Annotated in this window: 21 protein-coding genes; 8 read left to right on the top strand and 13 right to left on the bottom strand. The window is 65.9% G+C overall.

Annotation, left to right across the window (positions count from 1 at the left end; translation table 11 throughout):
* Positions 1–52 precede the first annotated feature (52 nt).
* The gene (gene coxB, locus IEY28_RS05430; RefSeq protein WP_188995243.1) at positions 53–826 is read left to right on the top strand and encodes a cytochrome c oxidase subunit II; all 774 of its coding nucleotides are present in this window, start codon (positions 53–55) and stop codon (positions 824–826) included.
* 1 nt (position 827) lies between these two features.
* Here coxB and IEY28_RS05435 read toward each other — a convergent pair whose 3' ends face one another.
* Positions 828–1,748: an alkaline phosphatase family protein gene (locus IEY28_RS05435; protein WP_188995245.1), complete on the bottom strand. Its 921-nt coding sequence runs from the start codon at positions 1,746–1,748 to the stop codon at positions 828–830.
* 222 nt (positions 1,749–1,970) lie between these two features.
* Between IEY28_RS05435 and IEY28_RS05440 the strand changes: the two genes are divergently transcribed.
* Entirely contained in the window at positions 1,971–2,528 is a 558-nt protein-coding gene (locus IEY28_RS05440) for a DUF420 domain-containing protein (protein WP_188995247.1), read from the top strand.
* Positions 2,529–2,642: 114 nt separating this feature from the next.
* Here IEY28_RS05440 and purF read toward each other — a convergent pair whose 3' ends face one another.
* The 5 genes from purF to IEY28_RS05465 form a co-directional block, all read right to left on the bottom strand.
* Positions 2,643–4,085 (bottom strand): amidophosphoribosyltransferase, encoded by a 1,443-nt coding sequence (purF, locus tag IEY28_RS05445; RefSeq protein ID WP_188995249.1) that lies wholly within the window; start codon positions 4,083–4,085, stop codon positions 2,643–2,645.
* Positions 4,086–4,097: 12 nt separating this feature from the next.
* The gene (locus IEY28_RS05450; protein ID WP_004517916.1) at positions 4,098–4,271 is read right to left on the bottom strand and encodes a 50S ribosomal protein L37e; all 174 of its coding nucleotides are present in this window, start codon (positions 4,269–4,271) and stop codon (positions 4,098–4,100) included.
* Positions 4,268–4,450 carry an LSM domain-containing protein gene (locus IEY28_RS05455; RefSeq protein WP_166970488.1) on the bottom strand — a complete coding sequence of 61 codons (183 nt, stop codon included), beginning with the start codon at positions 4,448–4,450 and terminating at the stop codon, positions 4,268–4,270. The genes IEY28_RS05450 and IEY28_RS05455 overlap by 4 nt, the downstream gene beginning before the upstream one ends.
* Before the next feature lie 98 nt (positions 4,451–4,548).
* Positions 4,549–5,700: an AI-2E family transporter gene (locus IEY28_RS05460; RefSeq protein WP_188995251.1), complete on the bottom strand. Its 1,152-nt coding sequence runs from the start codon at positions 5,698–5,700 to the stop codon at positions 4,549–4,551.
* A 229-nt stretch (positions 5,701–5,929) separates the two neighbouring features.
* Positions 5,930–6,988 (bottom strand): zinc-binding metallopeptidase family protein, encoded by a 1,059-nt coding sequence (locus IEY28_RS05465; RefSeq protein ID WP_188995267.1) that lies wholly within the window; start codon positions 6,986–6,988, stop codon positions 5,930–5,932.
* A 77-nt stretch (positions 6,989–7,065) separates the two neighbouring features.
* On the opposite strand from IEY28_RS05465, the gene IEY28_RS05470 reads away from it, so the two are divergent.
* From IEY28_RS05470 to IEY28_RS05480, 3 genes are all read left to right on the top strand, one after another.
* On the top strand, positions 7,066–7,317 hold the full coding sequence (locus IEY28_RS05470; RefSeq protein WP_188995269.1) for a hypothetical protein: 252 nt from the start codon (positions 7,066–7,068) through the stop codon (positions 7,315–7,317).
* Between the two features lie 61 nt (positions 7,318–7,378).
* Complete coding sequence (locus IEY28_RS05475) at positions 7,379–8,329, top strand: zinc-dependent metalloprotease (RefSeq protein WP_188995270.1); 951 nt, start codon at positions 7,379–7,381, stop codon at positions 8,327–8,329.
* A gap of 101 nt (positions 8,330–8,430) precedes the next feature.
* Positions 8,431–9,525 (top strand): GNAT family N-acetyltransferase, encoded by a 1,095-nt coding sequence (locus IEY28_RS05480; RefSeq protein WP_188995272.1) that lies wholly within the window; start codon positions 8,431–8,433, stop codon positions 9,523–9,525.
* Positions 9,526–9,530: 5 nt separating this feature from the next.
* Here the strand turns inward: IEY28_RS05480 and IEY28_RS05485 are convergent, their stop codons facing one another.
* Both IEY28_RS05485 and IEY28_RS05490 read right to left on the bottom strand, forming a co-directional pair.
* Positions 9,531–9,869, bottom strand: a complete 339-nt coding sequence (locus IEY28_RS05485; protein ID WP_188995274.1) for a hypothetical protein — start codon at positions 9,867–9,869, stop codon at positions 9,531–9,533.
* Positions 9,870–9,909: 40 nt separating this feature from the next.
* Positions 9,910–10,455, bottom strand: a complete 546-nt coding sequence (locus IEY28_RS05490; RefSeq protein WP_188995276.1) for a hypothetical protein — start codon at positions 10,453–10,455, stop codon at positions 9,910–9,912.
* Between the two features lie 119 nt (positions 10,456–10,574).
* On the opposite strand from IEY28_RS05490, the gene IEY28_RS05495 reads away from it, so the two are divergent.
* Positions 10,575–10,955, top strand: coding sequence for a DUF2237 family protein (locus tag IEY28_RS05495; RefSeq protein WP_188995278.1), 381 nt, complete (start codon positions 10,575–10,577; stop codon positions 10,953–10,955).
* A gap of 8 nt (positions 10,956–10,963) precedes the next feature.
* Here IEY28_RS05495 and IEY28_RS05500 read toward each other — a convergent pair whose 3' ends face one another.
* On the bottom strand, positions 10,964–11,137 hold the full coding sequence (locus IEY28_RS05500; RefSeq protein ID WP_188995279.1) for a DUF7556 family protein: 174 nt from the start codon (positions 11,135–11,137) through the stop codon (positions 10,964–10,966).
* Positions 11,138–11,401: 264 nt separating this feature from the next.
* On the opposite strand from IEY28_RS05500, the gene IEY28_RS05505 reads away from it, so the two are divergent.
* Positions 11,402–14,224: an AAA domain-containing protein gene (locus IEY28_RS05505; protein ID WP_188995281.1), complete on the top strand. Its 2,823-nt coding sequence runs from the start codon at positions 11,402–11,404 to the stop codon at positions 14,222–14,224.
* 232 nt (positions 14,225–14,456) lie between these two features.
* Here the strand turns inward: IEY28_RS05505 and IEY28_RS05510 are convergent, their stop codons facing one another.
* Positions 14,457–16,025: a PH domain-containing protein gene (locus tag IEY28_RS05510; protein WP_188995288.1), complete on the bottom strand. Its 1,569-nt coding sequence runs from the start codon at positions 16,023–16,025 to the stop codon at positions 14,457–14,459.
* The gene (locus IEY28_RS05515; RefSeq protein ID WP_188995290.1) at positions 16,022–16,483 is read right to left on the bottom strand and encodes a PH domain-containing protein; all 462 of its coding nucleotides are present in this window, start codon (positions 16,481–16,483) and stop codon (positions 16,022–16,024) included. Before IEY28_RS05515 ends, IEY28_RS05510 begins: the two co-directional genes overlap by 4 nt.
* Positions 16,484–16,803: 320 nt before the next feature.
* Between IEY28_RS05515 and IEY28_RS05520 the strand changes: the two genes are divergently transcribed.
* A complete protein-coding gene (locus IEY28_RS05520) occupies positions 16,804–17,682 on the top strand; it encodes a hypothetical protein (RefSeq protein WP_188995292.1) in 879 nt (292 codons plus the stop codon).
* Between the two features lie 48 nt (positions 17,683–17,730).
* On the opposite strand, the gene IEY28_RS05525 is transcribed toward IEY28_RS05520, so the two are convergent.
* Both IEY28_RS05525 and IEY28_RS05530 read right to left on the bottom strand, forming a co-directional pair.
* Positions 17,731–18,357, bottom strand: coding sequence for a beta-class carbonic anhydrase (locus IEY28_RS05525; protein WP_188995294.1), 627 nt, complete (start codon positions 18,355–18,357; stop codon positions 17,731–17,733).
* 151 nt (positions 18,358–18,508) lie between these two features.
* On the bottom strand, positions 18,509–21,256 hold the full coding sequence (locus IEY28_RS05530; protein WP_188995296.1) for an ATP-dependent helicase: 2,748 nt from the start codon (positions 21,254–21,256) through the stop codon (positions 18,509–18,511).
* Between the last annotated feature and the right edge of the window lie 87 nt (positions 21,257–21,343).

Raw genomic sequence — 21,343 nt, forward strand, 5'->3', positions numbered from 1 at the left:
CCGATACCCCGCTGGCCAAGCTATTTGTGACGCCCGCCGGAAGGACTTGCTAATGCGTCTCAGTCGCGTGGCGACGTGGCTCTGTGTCCTCGTCGCCGGCGCCCTCCTGTTTACGGCCCCCGCGGCCGCACAGTCGCTAAACCGGGCGGCTATCGACGACTTGAACGAGCAACTGCTGTACGTCGCGTTACCGCTGACGCTGTTCGTCGAACTGACGCTCGTGTACGCTATCTACCGGTTCCGGAACAACGACACCCCGAAGCCGACCATCGACGACCCCGCACTGGAGATAACGTGGACGGCGGCGACGGGTGCGATTCTCGTCTTCGTCGGTCTCTCCGCGTTCTTCGTGCTGTCGAACCCCTACATCACGCCCGCGGCCGCCGGTCCGACCGAACCGGGCGGCGAACTCCAGAACGACATGGAAGTAGAAGTACTCGCCTACCAGTGGGGGTGGGAGTTTCACTACCCCGACTCGAACGTCACCACGCAGTCCCGTCTCGTCATCCCGAAAGACACGGACGTGCGGTTCACGCTCAGGTCGGCCGACGTCATCCACTCGTTTTACGTCCCGGACCTCGGCATCAAACAGGACGTCTTCCCCGGACAGGCGACGGTCGCGCGGACGAACGCGACACGGACCGGAGCCTACCGACTCTACTGCGCCGAACTGTGCGGTTCCGGTCACAGCCGGATGCACGCCACCGTCCTCGTGTTGAACCAGTCCGAGTACGACGAGTGGGTGGCCGACCGTCGCTCTGGCAACGCCACGGCGTCGGTGAGCGGCACGGATACCCAGACCGCACGCGTCGCCGCCCGCCCCTGAGTCACTGCAGATAGCCCAGTTGTCGGAGGTGTTCGTCGGTGTCCGTCTCGGCTTCGCGTTCCGGCGGTACAAGCGTCGGTTCGAACGTCCGCTCGTCTACGGCCGTCGTCTCCGCCCACGGCACGCGCCTGACTTCCGGGACGGGCACGGCATAGCGGTGCATGTACATCCCCCACTCGCCGTAGGCGTTGCCGTGGTCGGCGCTCAGCACCACCCGGTTGGCGTCTAGGTTCTCTAGCAGCAGTTCGACCTCGTCGAGCACCCAGCGGAGGTTGTCGAGGTACGCGTCCCAGACCCTCTCGTAGTCGCCGCCGTTCTTGAGGTACTCGAATGGTTCGCCCTCCCACGGTTCGAGCGTCTCGCGACCCTCCGCGATGGCCCGTGCGGTGAACGGGTGGTGTGGCTGTTCGTAGTGGACGACGAGGCGCTCAGGGTCTCGCTCTCGTCCGACACTGATGGCGCGTTCCGTCACCGGTCGGGGGAGCGTCAGTCCGACCGGCGGCGGGTCGGCGTACTTCCAGGGCTGGTCGACGTAGTCGAAGTCCTCCGGACGTAGCGTCTGCCAGTTCGTAAACGAGATGCCACGGCCGGTCTCGGGGAACTCCCGGTTCCGCAGGACGCGTTCGGTGAACGCGTTCGCCGAGACGAGCGCCGTCTGCTCGACGTCCGAACGGTAGCGCTCGGTGAACGTCTGGGCGATCCACTCCGCAGAGGCCGACCCCACCGACCAGATGGCGTCGACGTCCTCGACGAAGTCGTACTCCGGGGCCACCTCACGGAGCGCGTCTACCCGGCACGTATCGAGGATGACGAGCGCGTCCCAGTCCCGTTCGTAGACGTTCGTCCCGACGGGATATCGGGACAGGACCGACATGGCGGCCCCGACGTACTGGTAGTAGGCCCATTTGAGTGGTGATGGCACACGGCGAACTCCGCACAGGCGGAGCATTGTAAATCACAGAAAACATCACCTAAGCCGAACTTATCGACGTACATTCTCTCGAAGGCAGTTCCGTGCCGTGGTGAACGGCATCCCCGGGCTCTCGCGTCGTAAGGTACCTATAAGACCGCCAGCAAGGCACCCGCGTACCCAGCCCCGAGACGTGTCACAACCCACATTATCGCGAGTCACCTACGTCGTCACATGATAGCTGTTCGTGAGCGTGTCCCTGCATTGACCGGGCTGTTGACCGTCGTCTCGCTGACCCTCGTGTTCGGTGCGGTCCTCGGCGCGATTCCGCAGACGGTCCTCCCGCGCGCGCCCGACGCGGTCCTCGCAGCCATCCCCCACGTCAACGCGGCCGTGAGTGCGACGGCCATCGTCACCATCCTCGCGGGTATCAGTGCGATTCGGAACGGACGGGTCCGTCGACACCGCCGGCTGATGCTCTCGACGTTCGGGCTGTTCGTCACGTTCCTCGTCCTCTATCTGTACCGGATTACGCTGGAGGGACCGACGGACTTCACTGGCCCGGCCGTCGTCGAGTCGTACGTCTACTTCCCGGTGCTGGCTATCCACATCCTGCTCGCCATCGTCGCTATCCCGGCCGTCTACTACGTCCTCCTGCTGGCCGCGAGCTATCCGGTGTCGGAACTCGGCCGGACGAACCACCCGCGGGCCGGCAAACTGGCCGCGGGACTGTGGCTCGTCTCCTTCTCGCTCGGTATCGTCGTCTACGCGATGCTGTATCTCGTGTGGTGAGTGAACACTCGTCGATAGCTAGCGAACGACGCGTTACCGCTCGGGACGCCGCCCGAGCAGTATCGCACTCACCGTTCGCAAAACCGGAGACCGGGGCGCCGGCCGCTTTCTTCGTCAGTCGTCCGCGACCGTCGGTTCTTCGCCGATTTCGGGACGAGTGACCTCTCGGTCGGTCTCTTCGCCCTCGATGTCGTAGGGGTACTCGCCGGTCACACAGCCCAGACAGAGGTCGGCTTTGCTCGTCTGCAGGGTCTCGGCGATAGCGTCGATAGAGAGATACGACAGCGAGTCGGCTTCGATTTCGTCGCAGATCTCCTCGACGGACTGATCGCCGGCGATGAGTTCCTCGCGGGAGGCCATGTCGATGCCCATGTAACACGGCGCGACGATGGCCGGCGCGCCGATGCGGACGTTGACCTCCTCGGCACCGGCGTCTTTCAGCAACTGGATGAGCTGGGTCGAGGTGGTCCCACGGACGATGGAGTCGTCGATGATGGTGACCTTCTTGCCCTCGATGGTCGACTTGATGGGGTTGAGTTTCAGGCGGACGGCCCGCTCTCGCTCGTCCTGTGTCGGCATGATGAACGTGCGGCCGACGTAGCGGTTCTTCATCAGGCCCTCGGCGAACTCGATGTCCGAACCGGCGTCCTGTGCGGCCTCGGCGTACCCGGAGGCGAACGCACGCCCGGAGTCGGGTACCGGGAGGACGACGTCGGATTCGACGCCGGACTCTTTCCAGAGTTTGCGGCCCAGTTCACGCCGGACTTCGTACACCAGACTGCCGTCGATGGTCGAGTCCGGGCGCGCGAAGTAGACGTGTTCGAAGAAGCAGTGGGCCGTGTTCGCCTGTTCGACGAGTTGGTAGGTGTCGTAGCCGGTGCCGTCGGGGTGGAGGACGACCAGTTCGCCCGGCTCGACGTCCCGGATGAGTTCCCCGTCCAGCGTGTCGATAGCTGCCGACTCCGAGGTGAGGACGTACCCATCGTCCAGTTCACCGATACAGAGCGGTCGGTTGCCCTGCGGGTCACGGACGCCGAGTACCGTCTCGTCGTGCATGATGGTCAGCGAGTACGACCCGTGAATGCGCTCCATCGTCCGCTTGACCGCGCGGACGAGGTCCTCCTCTAAGAGGTTGCGCGCGAGGTCGTGGGCGATGACCTCGGTGTCGCCGTCGCTCGTGAAGGCGTGGCCGAGGTCGGCCAGTTCGTCGCCTATCTCGTCGGCGTTGACGAGGTTCCCGTTGTGAGAGAGGCCCAGCGACCCGGACTTGAACGAGACGGAGAACGGTTGGGCACAGCAGGTGTTGACGCTGCCTGCCGTCGGGTAGCGAACGTGACCGATACCGTTCGACCCGTTGAGCGATTCGAGGTCTCCGGGGCCGAAGGCGTCGCCGACGAGTCCCATCTCGACGTGGCTGTGTTGCTGGAAGCCGTCGTGGGTGACGATGCCGGCCGACTCCTGGCCGCGGTGCTGGAGGGCGTACAGGGAGTAGTAGAGGGGGCGGGCGGCGTCACGGTCCTCGAGAGAGATGCCGACGACGCCGCACTTCTCGTGCATTGTAGTTGAGGGTTATTCGCCGGCTTTCGACTGCCACTCGTAGTCTCGTCGCTTGGCGGATTTACCGAATCCGCACGACGAACAGACCTTCTTCTTGGTGTGATACGACTTCTCGCCACACCGACGACACTTCGTGTGTGTCGTGGTGTTCTTCTTACCCTGGCTCGGGGTTCCTGCACCAGTCATGGGTTAATCGAGACGACGTTATCCCCGCGTATAATCGTTGTGTCTTCGTCTTCGATGACGAGGTTCATGTGCTGGTCGTACCCAGTCAGCGTCCCCTCGAATATCTCGCCGCCCTTGAGTTGTACAGTGACCTCCTCGCCGAGCGAGGCTTCGAGAACGTCAAGCGGTCGTCCACTCATGTTCGGTTGGGATAGTGACTGCCGCTTAAACGTACCGCTTGCGCGGCCTCAAACGGGACACGTGCTAGACAGAAGCGCGCGATAGCGGACAGACCTGTCTACGCGAGGTCACTTTCCGGCGAGTCGTTCGGGGGTTCCCCGGCCGTGTCCGCCTCGACGGGTTCGTGGTCGGGTCGGTCGCCCGGGACCGCCGACGTCGTCGCCGTCCGCTCGCCGGCGACGAGTGTCGGCAGCACCAGACGGGCGAAGTGAAAGACCAAGACGAGCACCAGCGGACCGAGGAAGAGACCGTACCATCCAAAGAGCAGTGGGCCGAGGATGTAAGCGATCATCACGAGTCCGACGTGGAGGTTCCGGCCCGAGACGTACGGTCGGAGGAGGAGGTCCGGGACGATATCGACGAACACGACGGTCAGGACGACGAACGCCGTCGGGAACCAGAGCGGTTCGTCCGCGACGACGGCGCGCGCGAACAGACCGACGGCGACGGGGGCGTACACGAGTTTCATGCCGACGACCGGAATCAGACTCGCAGCGCCGGCGAGGACGCCTACGAGCGCCGGGTACGGGATGCTGGTCGCCGGGGCGAAGGCGTTCAGCACCGTGTAGACGACGACGGCGACGATGGCGACGACGAACGCGTTGAGGATGTTGCCGAAGTAGACGCTCCCGAGGTCTTCGTCGACGGCGCGGACGTACGCGTCGAAGGTGCCTGTGCCGTTCCCGAACGTACCCCGAAGCCACCGGCCGAGCCGCGGCCCATCACGGAGGAGGTAGAACGCGACGGCGAGCGCCAGAAACAGGTTGACGAGCGCCGTCCCGACCAGCGGGAGGTACGCCAGTACGCCCTCGGCGAGCAACTGTCCGGCGTCGATCACGTCCGGGTTCCGGAGCAACATCTCCGGGTCCTGTACGACCGCCGAAACGTCAAGATAGGGGTCGATACGGTCAGCTAGCGGTCCCAGATCGACCGTCTGTGCGAGACGGCCAAGTTCCTGTGCGGCGACGGCGAGCGTGTAGCCCACGAGGAGAACCACTGGCACGGCGAGCACACAGAGGGCCGTCGCCGCGGCGACCGTGGAACGGAGTCGTGGCTGCAAGCGTCGGTAGGCCGGCCGTGCCACGTAGTAGAGGAACACGCCGAGGACGAACGTGCCGACGTAACTTGCGAGCACCCACGCCACGACGGCGGCCGCGACGAACCCGGCGACCCACCACGCCGCCCGGCTCCGCGAGAGCGGCACGTCCATGCTATGGTTCGGACCTCCTCGCCGTCGGGAGACGCGTCGCTGGCGAACGGACGGGGCGACAGGAAGCGGCGCCGGTCATACGTCGATATCGCCGATGCCAGCGGTTCGTTATAGCCCGGGTACCGGTCTGTCACCGGGGTAAGGGTCGGTTATACTGTCGGCTGTACGTTCGTGACGATGGTCGTCACCCGGAGTGGCGAATCCGTTCGAACTGGTACAGCCGGCAGTATCAGACCTCGACGCTGAACGGTGCGTGGTCGTCGGCGCGGACCGCGAATCCGGCGAGCAGGTCCGCGACGCCGTCTAAGTCCTCGGGGTCGATGACTTCGACGGGCGTGTGCATGTATCGGTTCGGCAGGCCGACGTTGGCCGCCGGGATACCGCCCCGGGCGGTGAAGAACGCGTCGGCGTCCGTGCCCGTCCTGATGCCCGCGGCCTGCAACTGGACGGCTACCTCCTCGTCGGCACCGGCCTCGCGAAGCGCCTCGACGACGACGGGGTGGTTGGCGCTCCCGCGAGCGACGACCGGCCCGCCGCCGAGTTCGATGCCGTTCGAGCGCTTCCCGGGCGAGTCCGGGGCGTCCGTCGCGTGGGTAACGTCGACGGCGAGGACGGCGTCCGGGTCGAGGTCGAAGCCGACCATCTTCGCGCCCTGTAGCCCGACCTCCTCCTGTACCGTCGAGACGGCGTGCACGGTGGCGTCGACGCCGCGCTCCGCGGCCCGGCGCAGGCCCTCCGCGGCGGCCCAGATTCCGATTCGGTTGTCCATCCCGCGGGCGGCCAGCCGACCGTTTTCGAGTTCGCTGAGGGTCTGCTGAAACGTCACCGGATCCCCGCGGTCGACCAGTTCTTCGAGTTCGTCGCCGTCCTCGGCACCCACGTCGACGTGCTGCTCTGCCACCTCGGGGACGCTCTCGTCGTCGGGGTCTCGGAGGTGGATAGCCGTCTGCCCCACGACGCCGGACAGTGGCCCGTCGGCGGTGTGGACCGTGACGTGTTGCCCGCGAGAGACCGTCTTGTCGGAGCCGCCGATGCGCTCGATGCGGAGGAACCCGTCGTCGGTCACGTCGCGGACGATGAACCCGATCTCGTCGCCGTGACCCGCCAGCGCGACCGACGTGTCGTTGCCGTAGAGGGTGGCGACGGCGTTCCCGTAGTCGTCGGTGCGTACCTCGTCGGCGAACTCGCGCACGTACTCTACCCACACCCGCTGACTGTCGGCTTCGTAGCCGGATGGGGCCGGTGTGGTCAGTAGCGATTCGAGGAAGGTCCGTCGTCGGTCGTCCATACCCGGCCTATGCCGCCATCTGTGAAGAATTACGGGGCCGCCACAACCGATAAGAGCCGGGCCGGCGAAGTATCAGCATGGCGAAATTCACCCTCCTCGAACTGCATCTGGACGGCGCCGAGTTCACTGCGAACGCACCCGGCGTCGGAAACGGCGAGACTGCCGAGACGGCCGCCGACGAAAGCGAGGCGAGCGACTCCGGTGGTCGGGGCGGGGTACTCGCACTGGTCGTCCTCCTCGCCCTCGTCGGCGTGGCCGTGGCCGGCAAGAAACTGCTCGGCGGGAGCGACGACGAGGACCTGCCGTCCGTCGATATGGACGACGAATAGGGTCGAGGACACCCCCGCAGGTGGGGAGAAGGACTATGCCGCCCCGTCCCCTCCTTCGGGTATGGGATTATATCATAGCGTTCGCGCCGTCGCCGGCGCTTCTGGCGACGGTCCGATAGACTGGACCGCCGTCGCCGAGGCCGCGAAGTCGGCGACGGATCCCGGCGACCTCGACGTATCCGCCACGGAGCGACAGGGGTACGCGACGGACGTCCGGGACGCCCGGGATCGCGTCCGGGAAGTCGGGCAGCTCGACTTCGACCTCCCCGAAACAGTCGAGATTCAGCACCGACACCACTGGATAGACGCCAACGTCGCCACCTTCGAACGAGTGATGGCGCCTATCGAACAGCAGGCGGAGTTCATCCCCGGCGTCGCCCGCGTGGTCAACACCGGGTCGATGGCGTTCGCGCTCTCCTTTCTCGGAAACAACGTCCTCGGGCAGTACGACCCCCTCTTGCTCGCCGACGGCGACGACCACGCCCTGTACTTCGTCCGGCCGAACATCCGGAAGGTCGCCGACCAACTCGACGTGGACCACGACCGGTTCCGCCGCTGGATAGCGTTCCACGAGGTGACACACGCCGCCGAGTTCGGGGCCGCGCCGTGGCTCTCCGACCACATGGAGGAGACGATGGAGGAGGCCATCGACCGCCTCACGGACGGCAATCTGGACCGCGATTCGCTGGGCGAACTCGACACGACGATGACCGCCGTCGAGGGGTACGCGGAGTTGCTGATGGACCGGGCCTTCGACGACGAGTACGACGACCTGCGGCGGAAGGTCGACGAGCGACGACAGGGTCGTGGCCCGGTCGCCGAACTCGTCCGGCGGGTGCTGGGCCTCGGGATGAAACGCCAGCAGTACGAACGCGGGAAGGCGTTCTTCGAGGCCGTGGCCGACGCCCGAGGCGTCGCGGCCACCGGCCGGGTGTGGGACTCCCCGGAGACGCTCCCGACCGACGACGAGATAGCGACCCCGTCGCTGTGGATAGAGCGCGTCGACCCGTAAGCGTCCACAGGCCGACGAGCGAGAGTCCCACCGCGATACCACGGCTTACCGCCCGAAATCCCACCATTACATAGTCACCACTTCGAGTAAGCGAGGCCCGGATGCACCTCGTCAGTCGTCTCGCGTCCGGAATCGCTGGGGACGCCCCGGTGGCGAGCGGTCAGTCTCGGCTGGAGGTCGACATCGTCGAGTCGGTTCGCGAAGTGTGTCGCGACGAGTGGAACCACGTCGTCGAACACGCGAGTCGCGGCAGCGTCTTCCACCGCTACGAGTGGCTCGACGCCGTCGAGGCCGGCCTCGACCGCACGCCCCGACACCTCGTCGTCAGGAAAGACGACAACCTCGTCGGCCTCTTTCCGAACTTCGTCGCGCCCCTCGACGGGGCGGACCGGGCCCCGTTCCGGCGGCTGACCTCCGTCGACCCCGGGTTCGGCGGGCCGGTGATGACCACGGATACGGACGCCGTACTCTCGGAACTGCTCGACGCGGTACCCGACATGCTGTCGCCCCGCACCATCGTCCACGAGATACGGGCGCTGGACCCAAGTTACGTCCGGTACAACACGGCGTTGCAGGCCCACGACTACGTCCCAAACCGGCGACGCTGTCGGTTCTTGGTGCACCTCACACGGGGGTACGACGACGTCCTCGCTGGGATGAGTCGGTCACGACGCCGGGGCATCGAACGGGGACGCGAAACAGACCGACTGGAGATCGTCGAAGAACCGGTGACGTGGGACACGCTCGAGCGATACTACCGGACCTACGAGCAGGTGATGGCTCGTATCGGCACTGACCCGTTCCCGTTCCGGTTCTTCGAGGAGTTGCTGGACATGGACGACCGGTTGCTCCTCGTGACCGCACGCGTCGACGGGAAGTACGCGGGCGGACTGCTGGAGATAGTGGACGAGGAACAGTCGTCGGTCCACGGCTACCTCTCTGCCGTTCCGGAGCGGTACTTCGAGCACCACACGTCCGAGCGCCTCTACGATTACGTCATCCGATGGGGCATCGCGAACGGGTACGACACCTACGACCTCGGGACGACGAAACCAGACTACGAGAACGGCGTGTTCCGGTACAAGGAGGGGTTCGGCGGACAGGCGATTCCGACGCTCGTCTGGGAACGCGGCGTCAGTCCCGTCTGGGATGTCTTCGCCGCCGGTCGTTCACTGTACCTCAAACACGTGGGATGACGTCGCTACTCGCGATTCGAGCGCCGTCCGTCGCCGTCCGTCGCCCGCGTGAGGCCGTCTTCGTCCGATTCGGAGCGCCGCCGCTGCGTTCGGACGCCGGGTTTCGGCCCGCGGTCGGTCGTATCCTCGTAGGGAGTCTCGGCGATGCTGTCGGGGAACGTGAACTCCGCGAGGAGGCGCCCGACGGCGGTCGTGCCGACAGCGACGCCGACGACGAGCGGCAGTTCCGCACCACCCCAGAGCGTGACCAGCGCCATCGACCCGCCCACCAGCACCGCGAAGCCGATTTTCAGTCGCTTGAGGAACTTCTCGCGGTCCGTTCTGGTAATCGAAGGACCGACCATCAGCGGCCCCGTTTCCTGTCGCTTTCGTCTCGGTGTGTCATCAGTAGAATCCTCGTTCGACGTCTTCCTCGATGACGTCCTCGAACTCCGTATCGAGCAGTTCCTCGGCCTCCTCGAAGGTATCGGTCAGCGAGTCCATCCGCTCCGGGCGGTCGTACTGGTCGAACTCCATCGGGCCGTAGGCCGGCGAGTCGACGGCGTCGAGGACGTCTTCGAGCATGGCGCGCGGCGTCGTCGGCGCGTCGGCGTGCGTCTCGAGGACGGTTTCGAGGTTCTTCGCCTTCTCCTCGGCGTCGTCCTCGTCCTCGGGGGCTTGCTGGACGCCGAACAGCCCGGTCCCGTCCTCGGGGAAGAGGGGGTCGATGTCCTCGTCGATACGGCGGGCTACCCGCGTCCCGACGCCCTGCACCTCGAAGGGGTTCTTCGCGTACGTCTTTAGCTGGTAGACCCCGGAGGAGGGGTGGCCGATGTACAGGTCCTCGCCGATACCGTTCGCGCGGTCGCCGCCGACGGCGCGCCACCCGCCGGGGTCGGCGTTGCTGTCCATCACGTCCTCGATGATGTCCTGCCAGTCACGAACGCGCATTGTCGGTCGGTGGTTGGTCCCGCGTCAGAATGAAGGCATCGGTCTCCGCGATACGCCGCCGGTCACGACCCGACGAGAGAGAGCCGAACCCCTTTAGGCGGACGCCCGGAGCTAGCAGTATGGAGAGCGAGTCGAACGTCCTAGGTGGCGACCTCGAGAGCTGTTCGCAGGACCCGGTGACCGGGTTCATGCGGGACGGCTACTGCTACCCGCTGCAACGTGACCCCGGTCGACACGAGATCTGTGCGGTGATGACCGAGGCGTTTTTGGAGTACAGCAAGGCGGCCGGCAACGACCTCGTCACGCCGCGCCCCGAACTGAACTTCCCGGGCCTCGAACCGGGCGACCGATGGTGTGTCTGCGTCCCGCGCTGGATCGAGGCCCACGAGGACGGCTACGCGCCGCCGGTCGTGCTGGCGGCCACGAGCGAAGACGTCCTCGAAGACGTCTCACTGGAGACGCTGCGGCGTTACAGTCACGAGAACGAGACGGAGGTCTGAAACGCGAGCTATCGCCACTCGGAGAGCGACGCGGCGGCGCTCGTCGGAACCGACAGCCACGCCTCGTCGGTCGTGACGTCTGCGACGACGAGGCGACGCTGGCCGTCCGTCTCGTCGACGGCGGCGACGACCTGTGGCGTATCGACCGGACGACTCTCGACCGACTCGGTTTCTGCGCTCATATCTGATCGTTCCCTCTCCGAATAAATGAATGTAGCGAAACTACATTGATAAGAAGACATTCGAGTGGAGCTGTCGCAGATAGTGCCCACTTCTTGCCGTCATCTACGCCAGAATGAAAAATTCACTCTGCACGACAGTATCGTCGGTTCGGTTGAGAGACGGCGGGGACCGTGCCCGACACCCACGAGTCAGCGCTCGGGTCGCCGTCGTCGCAAGGCGGAGTGACCGACAGCGTTTTTCCGGGCCCCGCCCTGACTCAGGCCGTGCAACTTCGCGGCCCCGTCGTCGAGGTGAGCGACCCGAAGACCGTGAACACGCAGTACGGCGAGAGCGACCTCTGTGAGGTGACGCTCCGCCCGGACCGCGGGGCCGGCGTCCCGACGACGGTCACGCTCTGGGGGAAGTGGACCGAGACGGCCGACGTCCTCGAACCGGGGATGGAACTGGCCGTCTACGACCCCGACGAACGACAGTATCAGGGCGAGACGCAGTACTCGGTGGGCAGCGACGCCACCGTCGTCGTCGAACCGGACTTCCTCGTCGACGTGACGGACGTCCGGGCCTGGGTGCAGTGTCCACGGATGTACTACCTCCGAAAACTGGACGGGGCCGACCTCGCGTATCCGCTCGTGAAAGGGACCGTCGTCCACGAGGTGTTCGGTGACCTGCTCCGGGGCCGGGACGTCGAAGCGGCCATCGACGACCAAATCGAAGCCGCCGGGCTGGACATCGGCTTGCTCGGCCGAGAGGCCGACGAGGTGGCCGGCGACGTGCGCGACCACGCGAAGGCCATCGAGGGGTGGCTCCAGCAAGGGACGCTGACGGACGAGGACAGCGCGGCGACAGCCGCTGACAGCTCTGAGCGGGACTTCAGTCCCGCGGAGAGCGACTGGCGCTCCGAGATGACGCTCATCTCCGAGCGCTACGGGATGAAAGGGCGGGCCGACGCCGTCCGCCGCGGGATGCCGGTCGAACTCAAGACCGGGAAGAACACGAAGCGAGAGCCACGCTTTCAGGACAAGATTCAGGCGACGGCGTACGCGCTGATGCTCGGCGAACGGGCGGCGAACTCGCTGGACGCGAGCGCCGTGATGGCCGGTGACGGCGGGACGACGACGCCTATCGAAGCCGCCCCCGACACCGGGACGCTGCTGTATACGAAAAACGCCGCCGTCGACCGGAGCGAGGAGAGCGGCGACCTCTCGCCGGCCAAGGAGTTCTCCATCGGGTCAGGTCTGCTGAACTACGTGATTCGGACCCGCAACGCCATCGCGGCGATGGAACACGACACCGGCGTGCCGACGGGCTACGAGGCCAACACCAAGTGCGAGTACTGCTTCGAGCAGGACACCTGTATGGCCGTCTCCGGCCGTCTCGACCAAGAATCGAAGGCCGGACAGGTCGGCGTCGCCATCCCCGAAGCAGAGCGGGACTACTTCGAGCGGTTCTATACGGCCATCGAGGCCGAGCGACGGGCGGTCCACCGCGAGTACGCGAAACTCTGGGAGCAGACCGCCGAGGAACGCGCCGCTGACGACCGGGCGCTCGTCGACCTCGAACCGGTGGGACGGACGGAACTCGACAGCGGTCGCTGGGAACTCCGAGCGAGGGGTACCGGGGCCGTCTCGAAGATTCGGGAAGGCGACCTCGTGATGGCCAGCGACGGCGACCCGGTGACCGGGGACGCGGAACTGGCGCGGGTCGAACGGATTGGCGAGGCGCGGAGCGCCTCGGAAGACGCGAACGGGGAAACCGTGAGCAGCGGCGAGGAGATAGTCGTCACCGCCGACGAACCGCTGGACCTGCGCCGTCTCGACATCTACCCTTCGGAACTGACCACCGACCGCCTCCAGAACGCACTCCACGACGCCCTGCTCACGCAACCGCCCGAGCAGAAGGACGTGCTGTTCGGACGACGGGACCCCGAGTTCGAGACGGTCGCGGAGACGTTCATCGACAACAACGAGGCCCAGAACGAGGCCGTCCAGTTGGCGGTCGGTGCCGAGGACTTCGCGCTGGTCCACGGCCCGCCGGGAACCGGGAAGACCTACACGCTCGCGCGGATGGTCCGGGCACTGGTCGACCGTGGCGACCGGGTCCTGCTGTCGGCCTTTACCAACCGCGCCGTCGACAACGCCATCGAGGCACTCGAAGAGCAGGGATTCACCGATATCGTCCGCGTCGGTACCGAGAGCGGCGTGCGCGAGGACATGCAGAACTACCGGCTAGAGCAGTCCGGCGACCCGGGCGAGTGTGCGGCGACACTCCAGAACGCGCAGGTGGTCGCGGCGACGACGGCCACCTGCGGTGGGACGGCCATGCAGAGCCAGTCGTTCGACGTGGCCGTCGTCGACGAGGCCGGACAGTTGACCGAACCCGGGACGCTGGCGGCGACGACGCTCGCCGACCGGTTCGCCCTCGTCGGGGACCACCAGCAACTCCCGCCCGTCGTCCAGTCCGAGGACGCCACCCTCTCGACGTCGCTGTTCCAGCGCCTCATCGAGACGCATCCCGACGCCGGGGTGATGCTGGACCGGCAGTACCGGATGGCCCAGCACATTCAGGCCTTCGCCTCTAGAGAGTTCTACGACGGCCAGTTGCGCCCGGCGACCGGCGAGGTCGCGGGCCAGCGAATCGACGACCTCCCGGGCGTCTCGATGGACGCCCTGCCCGAGCACCTCCGAGACAGAGTCTCGTTCGTCGATCCCGGCGGGACCCAGACGGGTAACACCAACCCCGTCGAGGCCGACGCCGTCGCCGAGGTGGTAGCGGCGTATCGCGAGGCCGGCGTCCCTGCAGCGGACGTCGGCGTCATCGCGCCGTTCCGGGCGCAGGTCGCCGAACTCGACCGCCGACTGCCCGACGTGGCCGTCGACACCGTCGACCGCTTCCAGGGGTCGAGCAAAGAGGTCATCGTCGTCTCCTTCGTCGCGACGGAGACGCTGGAGGGGCCGATATTCGAGGACTACCGACGCATCAACGTCGCGATGACGCGGGCGAAAAAGGCCCTCGTGCTCGTGGGCGACGCCGACGCTCTCGGGACGGACGAGGTGTACGGGCGACTCGTCGAGTGGGCGGAGAGCTAGTGCGACCTTGCATAGGTAGCGCCGTGTTTTAAACCCCGTCGGCCGTGAATATAACGTATGACGGACTGCCCCGACTGTGGCTTCCCGCTGGCGGCCGAACAAGACCTATCCGATGGGACGCTGTTCTCCTGTAAGCAGTGTGGCACGCGACACATCGAGTGAGGCCGGCGTTCGGGGCGGTCGGCCGGTCGTAGCCGTACGGCGGCACGGAGACGGCCGGTTTCCGTGACCCCTACTCGTTGTCGCTGGCAGTGAGACGAGCGCGCTTTCGGGCCAGCAAGTCCGTGTACAGTCGTCTCCGGAGTTCGGCCCGGAGGTCGCTTGCCGTCGCCTCGTCGACGTCGTAGACGGTCGCGGACCCGCCGAAGATGCTCGCCGTGCTGGCGGTATCCGCGGTGACCGTCGCGAGGTCACGACGACGCTGGAACGGCGACCGACCGACGAACACCGTCTGGACACGGTAGTACGGCACGATCCGCGTCGTCTGTGACCAGAACCCCGAGCGCGTGGCCAGAACGTCGTCGTCCAGCACGAACCCACGATGGCGCCACCGGAAGTGGGCCGCCGGGGGGACGAGGACGAACAGACCGAGCAAGACCCACCAGAAGCCAGTCCCCAGACCGAACGTGTCGACGGCGTAGCCGACGCCGGTGAGGACGGTGGCGACGAACGCGAAGCGGAACGCGTACCGCCGACGGGCGCGGGTCGGCGGTCGCTCGAACTCGAAGGTCCCGAACGGCTCGATGTCGCGTGCGAGTTCGTACACCTCCTCGCGGGGGGCCATCGGCACGGCGACGCCCTGTGCGGACTGCTGGTTCCCGCCGCTGTAGCCCGCCGTCTCGACGACGAGGGTGGCCAGTCCGAACCGGCGCATCAGGACGTTCTCCTTGACCGTCACCGTCTGGACCTTCGACAGCGGGATGGTGCCGCTGTACCGCCGAACCAGACCACGCTGATACCGCAAGTCGTCGCCCTCCCGGAACAGGCGGAAGTCGTAGTACTCGACGACCGTGAGCACGACGCTGACCAGCAGCGCCGTCAGCAGGAACTGAACGAGCGTCAGCAGGGCGAGGGCGACCAGTCTCGGCGGCCCGAACGTGTCCAGCACCGACGGCGTCAGCGCCGGTTCGGCACCGACCAGCGTGAGGTTGAACCGGACAACGGCGGCGACGAGGTCACCGCCCAGCGGCAGGCCGGCGAGCGTCAGCACCGGCGCGGCCGGTCGGACAGAGACGACGGCGTAGGTCAGCAGGTCGCGCCACGAGAAGGCAAACAGGTCTGTCACCTCGTCGTGCTCGGTCGGCCCCGAACCGGCGGGCTCGTCCGTCGACGTCTCGGTCGTCGCCGCGTCTCGCTCGTCGCTATCGCGGCCGTAGCGCTGGACGAGGCGGCGGAGTCGGTCGGCCTCCTCGGGGGCGACGGCGTCCAGCGAGGCCTCGGTGGTGCTCCCGCCGGCCGTCTCGAAGTCGACGACGGTCAGCCCCAGCAATCGATTCACGACGCCCTGCCGGAGGTCGACGTTCTGAATCCGCCCGAGCGGTATCTCGCGCGACTGGCGGGCGAACACGCCCGACTCGACGGCCAGCGTGCCGCCGGTAATCGCATAGCGGAACCGGTAGTACCGAACCAGCGCGAACCCGCCCGTGACCGTCGCGCCGAGTGGAGCGAGCGCGGGGCCGACCCACGACGGCAGGCCGATCGTCCCGGCCAGCGCCGTCCCGACGAAGAAGCCGAAGACGGCGCCCTGTACCACCGCACGGCCGACGCGCCGGACCGCACTTCTGGGATGCAGTCGTCTCATACTGCGTCGGTGGCCTCGCTCTCGCTGGCGAGGTCACGGAGACGCTCTCGTAGTTCCGTCGCTCGCTCCGGGCGGAGGCCGGGGATGGTGATGTCCGCGCCGCGCGACCCGGCGGTGTAGACGACGACGCTGGCGAGGCCCGCCGTCCGCTCTATCGGACCGCGGGTCGTGTCGACGTGCTGGACCCTGACGTAGGGGACCGACGTATCCCTGCGGGTCAACACGCCGCGAACGAGAAACAGCGCGTCGTCCTGCAACCCGAAGCGCCAGATTCGATGTGCGAACGCCGCGTGTACGGTGCCGAGAACGACCAGTAGCGCCCATCCGACGGCCGCCAGTTCCAGCGGTAACGAGAAGAACAACCGGTCTACCAGTACCACGAGTCCCAGCAGTACGGACGCGGAGACGACTGTCCGGCCAGCCCACAGCAGTCTGACTCGCGGGTGCAACGACTCCATACTGCCACCGTAGGGCGAGACGTGGATTAAGTGTGGGGCCACGCAGGGACCGACCTGCTGAGGTCTGGGAGACGACGGCACCCGCGATATACCACGGCTGACACCTCGCTACAGAACGGCGTCGACGTCTCACCGGGGCGATAGAACACCCGCCAGTCACCGGAGCGCTACCGGTGACGACCATGCTACGTATTCGACAATTACCGCGACACCGTCTGCAGGGCCTGAGAGTACTCGTTGCTACCGATACCTTCGAGACCTATAACTATGTGACAGCGTCGTGTCTTCACGTTCGGGCGACACGCGTCGCCCAGATTCAGATGCCCGACCAACAGCCAGAGACAGGATTGACACGGCGCGATGCGCTCAAGCGGGGCGTAGCGACGAGTGCCGTACTCGCGGGAGGGGTCATCGCCGGGGGGCGGGCCTTCTCAGCGCGGACGGCAGCGCATCCGAAACCACAGAACCACGAGATGGTGTGGGGCGACGATATCGACTTTCTCGATGGGGTGGTCCAAACGTACGCGACGACGAACCCACAGGGGAACCTCTCGTCGCTCGGTGTCTACATGGACGCCGACGCACTGGCGGCGTTCGACGAGGACGCACTGGACGCACATCTTGCGCTCCCCGCGTCGGTGGAGACACATCAGTTCACGTTCGTGGGCTTCCACTACAATCCGGAAGGTCATCCACCGCCGGACGTCTACACCGTCCCTCACTACGACTTTCATTTCTACACGGTTCCAGAAGAGATGGTCGAGACCATCGTCACCGGCCCGGCGACGTTCGACATTCCGGACGCACAGATGCCGACGGACTACCAGCGCCTGCCGGTGATAGATGCCGATGGCGACGGCGAACCCGACACGCCGCTCGTCGAGGGCGAGATGGGCGAACACCTCGTCGACACGACTGGGGCCGAGTTCCGGCCCGACGGGTCGTTCACACACACGAACATCTACGGCGCGTACGACACGGACGGCGACGGCACCGGGCAGTTGACCTTCGTCGAACCGATGGTGACGACAGAGTTCATCGACGGTCTCGACGAAGAGCAGGTCGTTCAGATGAAGACACCGGAAGTGTACCCCGTCGCGGATGTCTACCCGACAACCTACGTCATGCAACCGGGAGGTCGCGACGACCTGTACGTCTCTATCGAGGCGTTCACCGAGTTCGACGGCGCGGACGAGTGAGTCGCAGTCGGCTACCGACGCCACCTCTATCGGAGGGGCCGACCCGTCTCACACCCGTTCGTTGACGTCTTCGGCGACCCGCTCACCGGGGCGACGCAGGTGACCGCTCTCCACCTCGTAGACGTACCCCGTCACCGTCACGTCGTCGGGAATCAACTCGTGGTTCCGCAGGTACTCGATCTGTGCCGCACAGGCTTCGTCGATGTCGTCAGTCATGCGTACCCACTCCGCCACCGAGTGGTCGCCGAGGTTCAGGTCGGGGAGCGACGGGTCTATGTCGACGTCGTCTAGATCCCCGCCTGCGGCGGCCTCTAGTCCCGCGACCACGTCCTCGTCGCTGGCGCTCATCATCCCGCAGTCGGTGTGGTTGACGACGATAATCTCGGTCGTCTCGAAGAACTGCGTCGTCAGCGCCGCCGACCGGACGACGTCGTCCGTCACCTTCCCGCCGGCGTTCCGATATATCTGTGCGTCCCCGAGCGAGAGTCCGAGGGCCTCCTCGACCGGGATTCGCTCGTCCATGCAGGCGACGACGAGCAGTTGCTTGTCCGTCGGGATGCCTTTCCGTCGACGCCGCGCCCAGTCGTCGCGGGCGTCGACGTCGGCGTCGACGGACTCGTGGACGTGTCCGGGTTCCGGTTCCGCTCGGTCCTCGCCGTGTGTGTGATGTGGCATTAGTCAGCACTACGATAGCTGACGCCACCCGTCTTATCATTTGGGCAACTAGTACCGGCATCTACGACGCTCATACTGGTGGCTGTAACAAACTGAAGTAATTCGCCACCCCGAGGTGGCGAATATCTTTACGAACTTACAGCCACCAGTATCAGTCGTCCGTCGCGACAGACCGGTCGGCGTCGTCGCCCTCTATCTCTTCGAGGACGCGCCGATGGAACTCTTCGAGGACGGCTGACTCGTCTTCGGCGAGGACGACGTCGCTGGCCATCAGCGTCGCGAGTCCGAACGCGCGGGGCGACGGCGAATCGACCCGCGTCGAGACCACGTCGACGGCACCGCGTTCGACGTCTGTCAATACGTCCTCGATGCCCGCGACGTTGAGTTTGTCCGCCAGAATCTCCCGGTAGGTCTCCTCGACGACGGCGAAGTCGCCGAGGTCTTCGGCGAACCCGAGGAGCATCTCCGAGGACACCTGCTGTTCGCTGGCGGACTTCTCGTAGCCCTTGTACCGCTTCAGAATCATCAGCGAGCGCGTGGCGTTGATGCGGAAGTACCGCTGTAGCAGGTCGGTCCCCTCGAGGCTCGCTCGCAGGTCCTCGCGCACGTCGTCGGGGTCGATACCTTCGAGGACGCGCTGGATGTCGACCTTGCGGTTCAGCGGCATCGAGAGGGTGAAGCCGTTGTCGGCGACGGCCACCTGCACGTTGGCGTTGGCCGCTTGTGCCACGCGGTAGGCGAGCAGGCGCGAGAGCCCGTCGTTGAACCGCCGCCCGTAGTTCGAGTGGACGTAGTAGCGCCGTTCGTACTCGTCGTGGTCCATCGCCTCCTCTATCACCAGCCGCTCGTCCGTGGCGACGCTCTCTGCCCCGGCGTAGGCCACCTGCTCGCGAAACATCCGCGCGATGGCGCGGACGCTGTTCTCGTCGAGGGGGAAGTCCCGGAGCCAGTTTCGCACCTCGGACATCCCGCCGCGTTCGAGTTTGCCGAGCAACTCCCGCTGGAAGGTGAGTATCTCACCGCCGAGGTCGTACGACAGCGGCAGGCGCTCGGAGAACCACGAAGGCACCGTCGGCCGCGCGCTCGTCGGGTCGACGTACACCTTCGACCCCCGGCGATAGCGGTACTCGTAGTTCGACCCGCCGAGGACGAACACGTCGCCTTGCTCCAGTGTGTCCAGATACGCCTCGTCTAACTGACCCACCCACTCGTCGCCGCCCCGGACGAAGACGTCACAGGTGAACGAATCGGGGATGGTCCCGATGTTGGTCATGTAGATGACTCGGGCGAGACGGCCGCGCTTGCCGACGAGCGGTTCGCCCACGGCGTATTCCTCGTAGTGGTACTCCCCGTCCGGCGGGTCGTTCGTGTCCCGCCAAATCTTCGCATAGACGTTCCGGTCCGCCATCCCGGGGTAGTCCGCAGTGAGATAGCGACAGAGCTGTTCCCACGACTCGTCCGTGTAGTTTCGGTAGGGGTAGGCCCGCCGGAGCGTATCTTTGAGGTCCTGTTCCGGGCGAACCTGATTGATTGCCATCCCGTAGACGTGCTGTGTCGCCACGTCCTGTGCGTTCTCGGGGATGAACACCCGGTCGACGAAGCCGTCCTCGGCTTTCTGTAGCATCACCGCACACTCGACGAGTTCGTCCCGGTCCAGCGCGACCACGCGGCCCTCGACTGTCTGTCCGAGTTGGTGGCCCGCGCGGCCGACTCGCTGGAGGAGCGAGGCCACCGATTTGGGTGAGCCTACCTGTACGACGAGGTCGATGTACGGCATGTCGATGCCCAGTTCCAGACTCGTCGAGGTGGTCACCACGTCCAGTTCGCCGTCTTTCAGCGCCTGCTCGATGGCCTGTCGTTTCTCCTTCGACAGGGACCCGTGGTGACACCCGGAGTTGTCCTCGTCGTAGTCGCCGAAGTTCTCCCGGAGGTTCTGGAGGACGCGTTCGGCCCCCGAGCGCGTGTTCGTGAAGACGAGCGTGTTCGTGTGGTCCTGGATCTGCTCGTGGAGTTCGCGGTAGAAGCGCTCGGTGACGACGTCGCCGGGCGTGTCGATGAGGTCGTCCGTCGGCGTCGTCAGTTCCACGTCGAAGTCCCGCGCGAACCGGGTGTCGACGATTTCGTAGGGCCGTGGCTCACCGCCCGGTTCCTCGCGGCCGACGAGGAACTCCGCGACGGTGTCCAGCGGTTCGACCGTCGCCGAACAGCCGATTCGGGTCGGCGACCCCTCGGCCATCGCTTCGAGTCGTTCCAGCGACACGGAGAGGTGGGTCCCCCGCTTGTTCTCGGCGAGGCTGTGAATCTCGTCGACGACGACGTACTCGACCGTCTCCAGTTTCGCCTTGAACTTCGGGGAGTTGAGCAGGATGGCGAGCGTCTCCGGCGTCGTGTTGAGGATGTGGGGCGTCGTCGAAAGCATCGCCTGTCGCTCGCTGTCGCTCGTATCGCCGTGCCGGATGGCGTGGCGGATCTCCACGTCCTCGCCCTTCTCGTCGAGTTTCTCGGTGATGCCCGCTAGCGGCACCTCCAGATTCCGGTGGATGTCGTTGGCCAGTGACTTCAGCGGTGAGACGTACAGACAGTAGACGGAGTTGTCCAGTTCGTCCTCGCGGGCCTTCGCGAACAGTTCGTTGATGATGCCCGTAAAGGAGGCGAGCGTCTTACCCGACCCCGTCGGCGCACAGATGAGGGCGTTCTCGCCGCCGTGGATGAGCGGGATAGCCTCCTTCTGTGGCGGCGTGAAGAAGCCGCCGTTACCGGGGACGAACTCGCCGAACTGCTCGACCCACCAGTCCTGTACGACGGGCGCGAGACAGTCCAGTACGTCCGCGTCGTCGATGGCGACCGCACCCGGGTCGAAGTCGGGGTCGGTCGCCGCGAGGCGCTCTCGTCCACCCATTGTCGGCTCTGGTGATTCGGTAGGACTGCGGGGGGAAGTGGGTTCCGCCACGATAGCTAGGCACTGGGGTTAAGATCGGATTAGTCC

This window comes from Haloarcula pellucida, assembly GCF_014647235.1.
In the GTDB taxonomy this organism is placed as follows: domain Archaea; phylum Halobacteriota; class Halobacteria; order Halobacteriales; family Haloarculaceae; genus Haloarcula; species Haloarcula pellucida.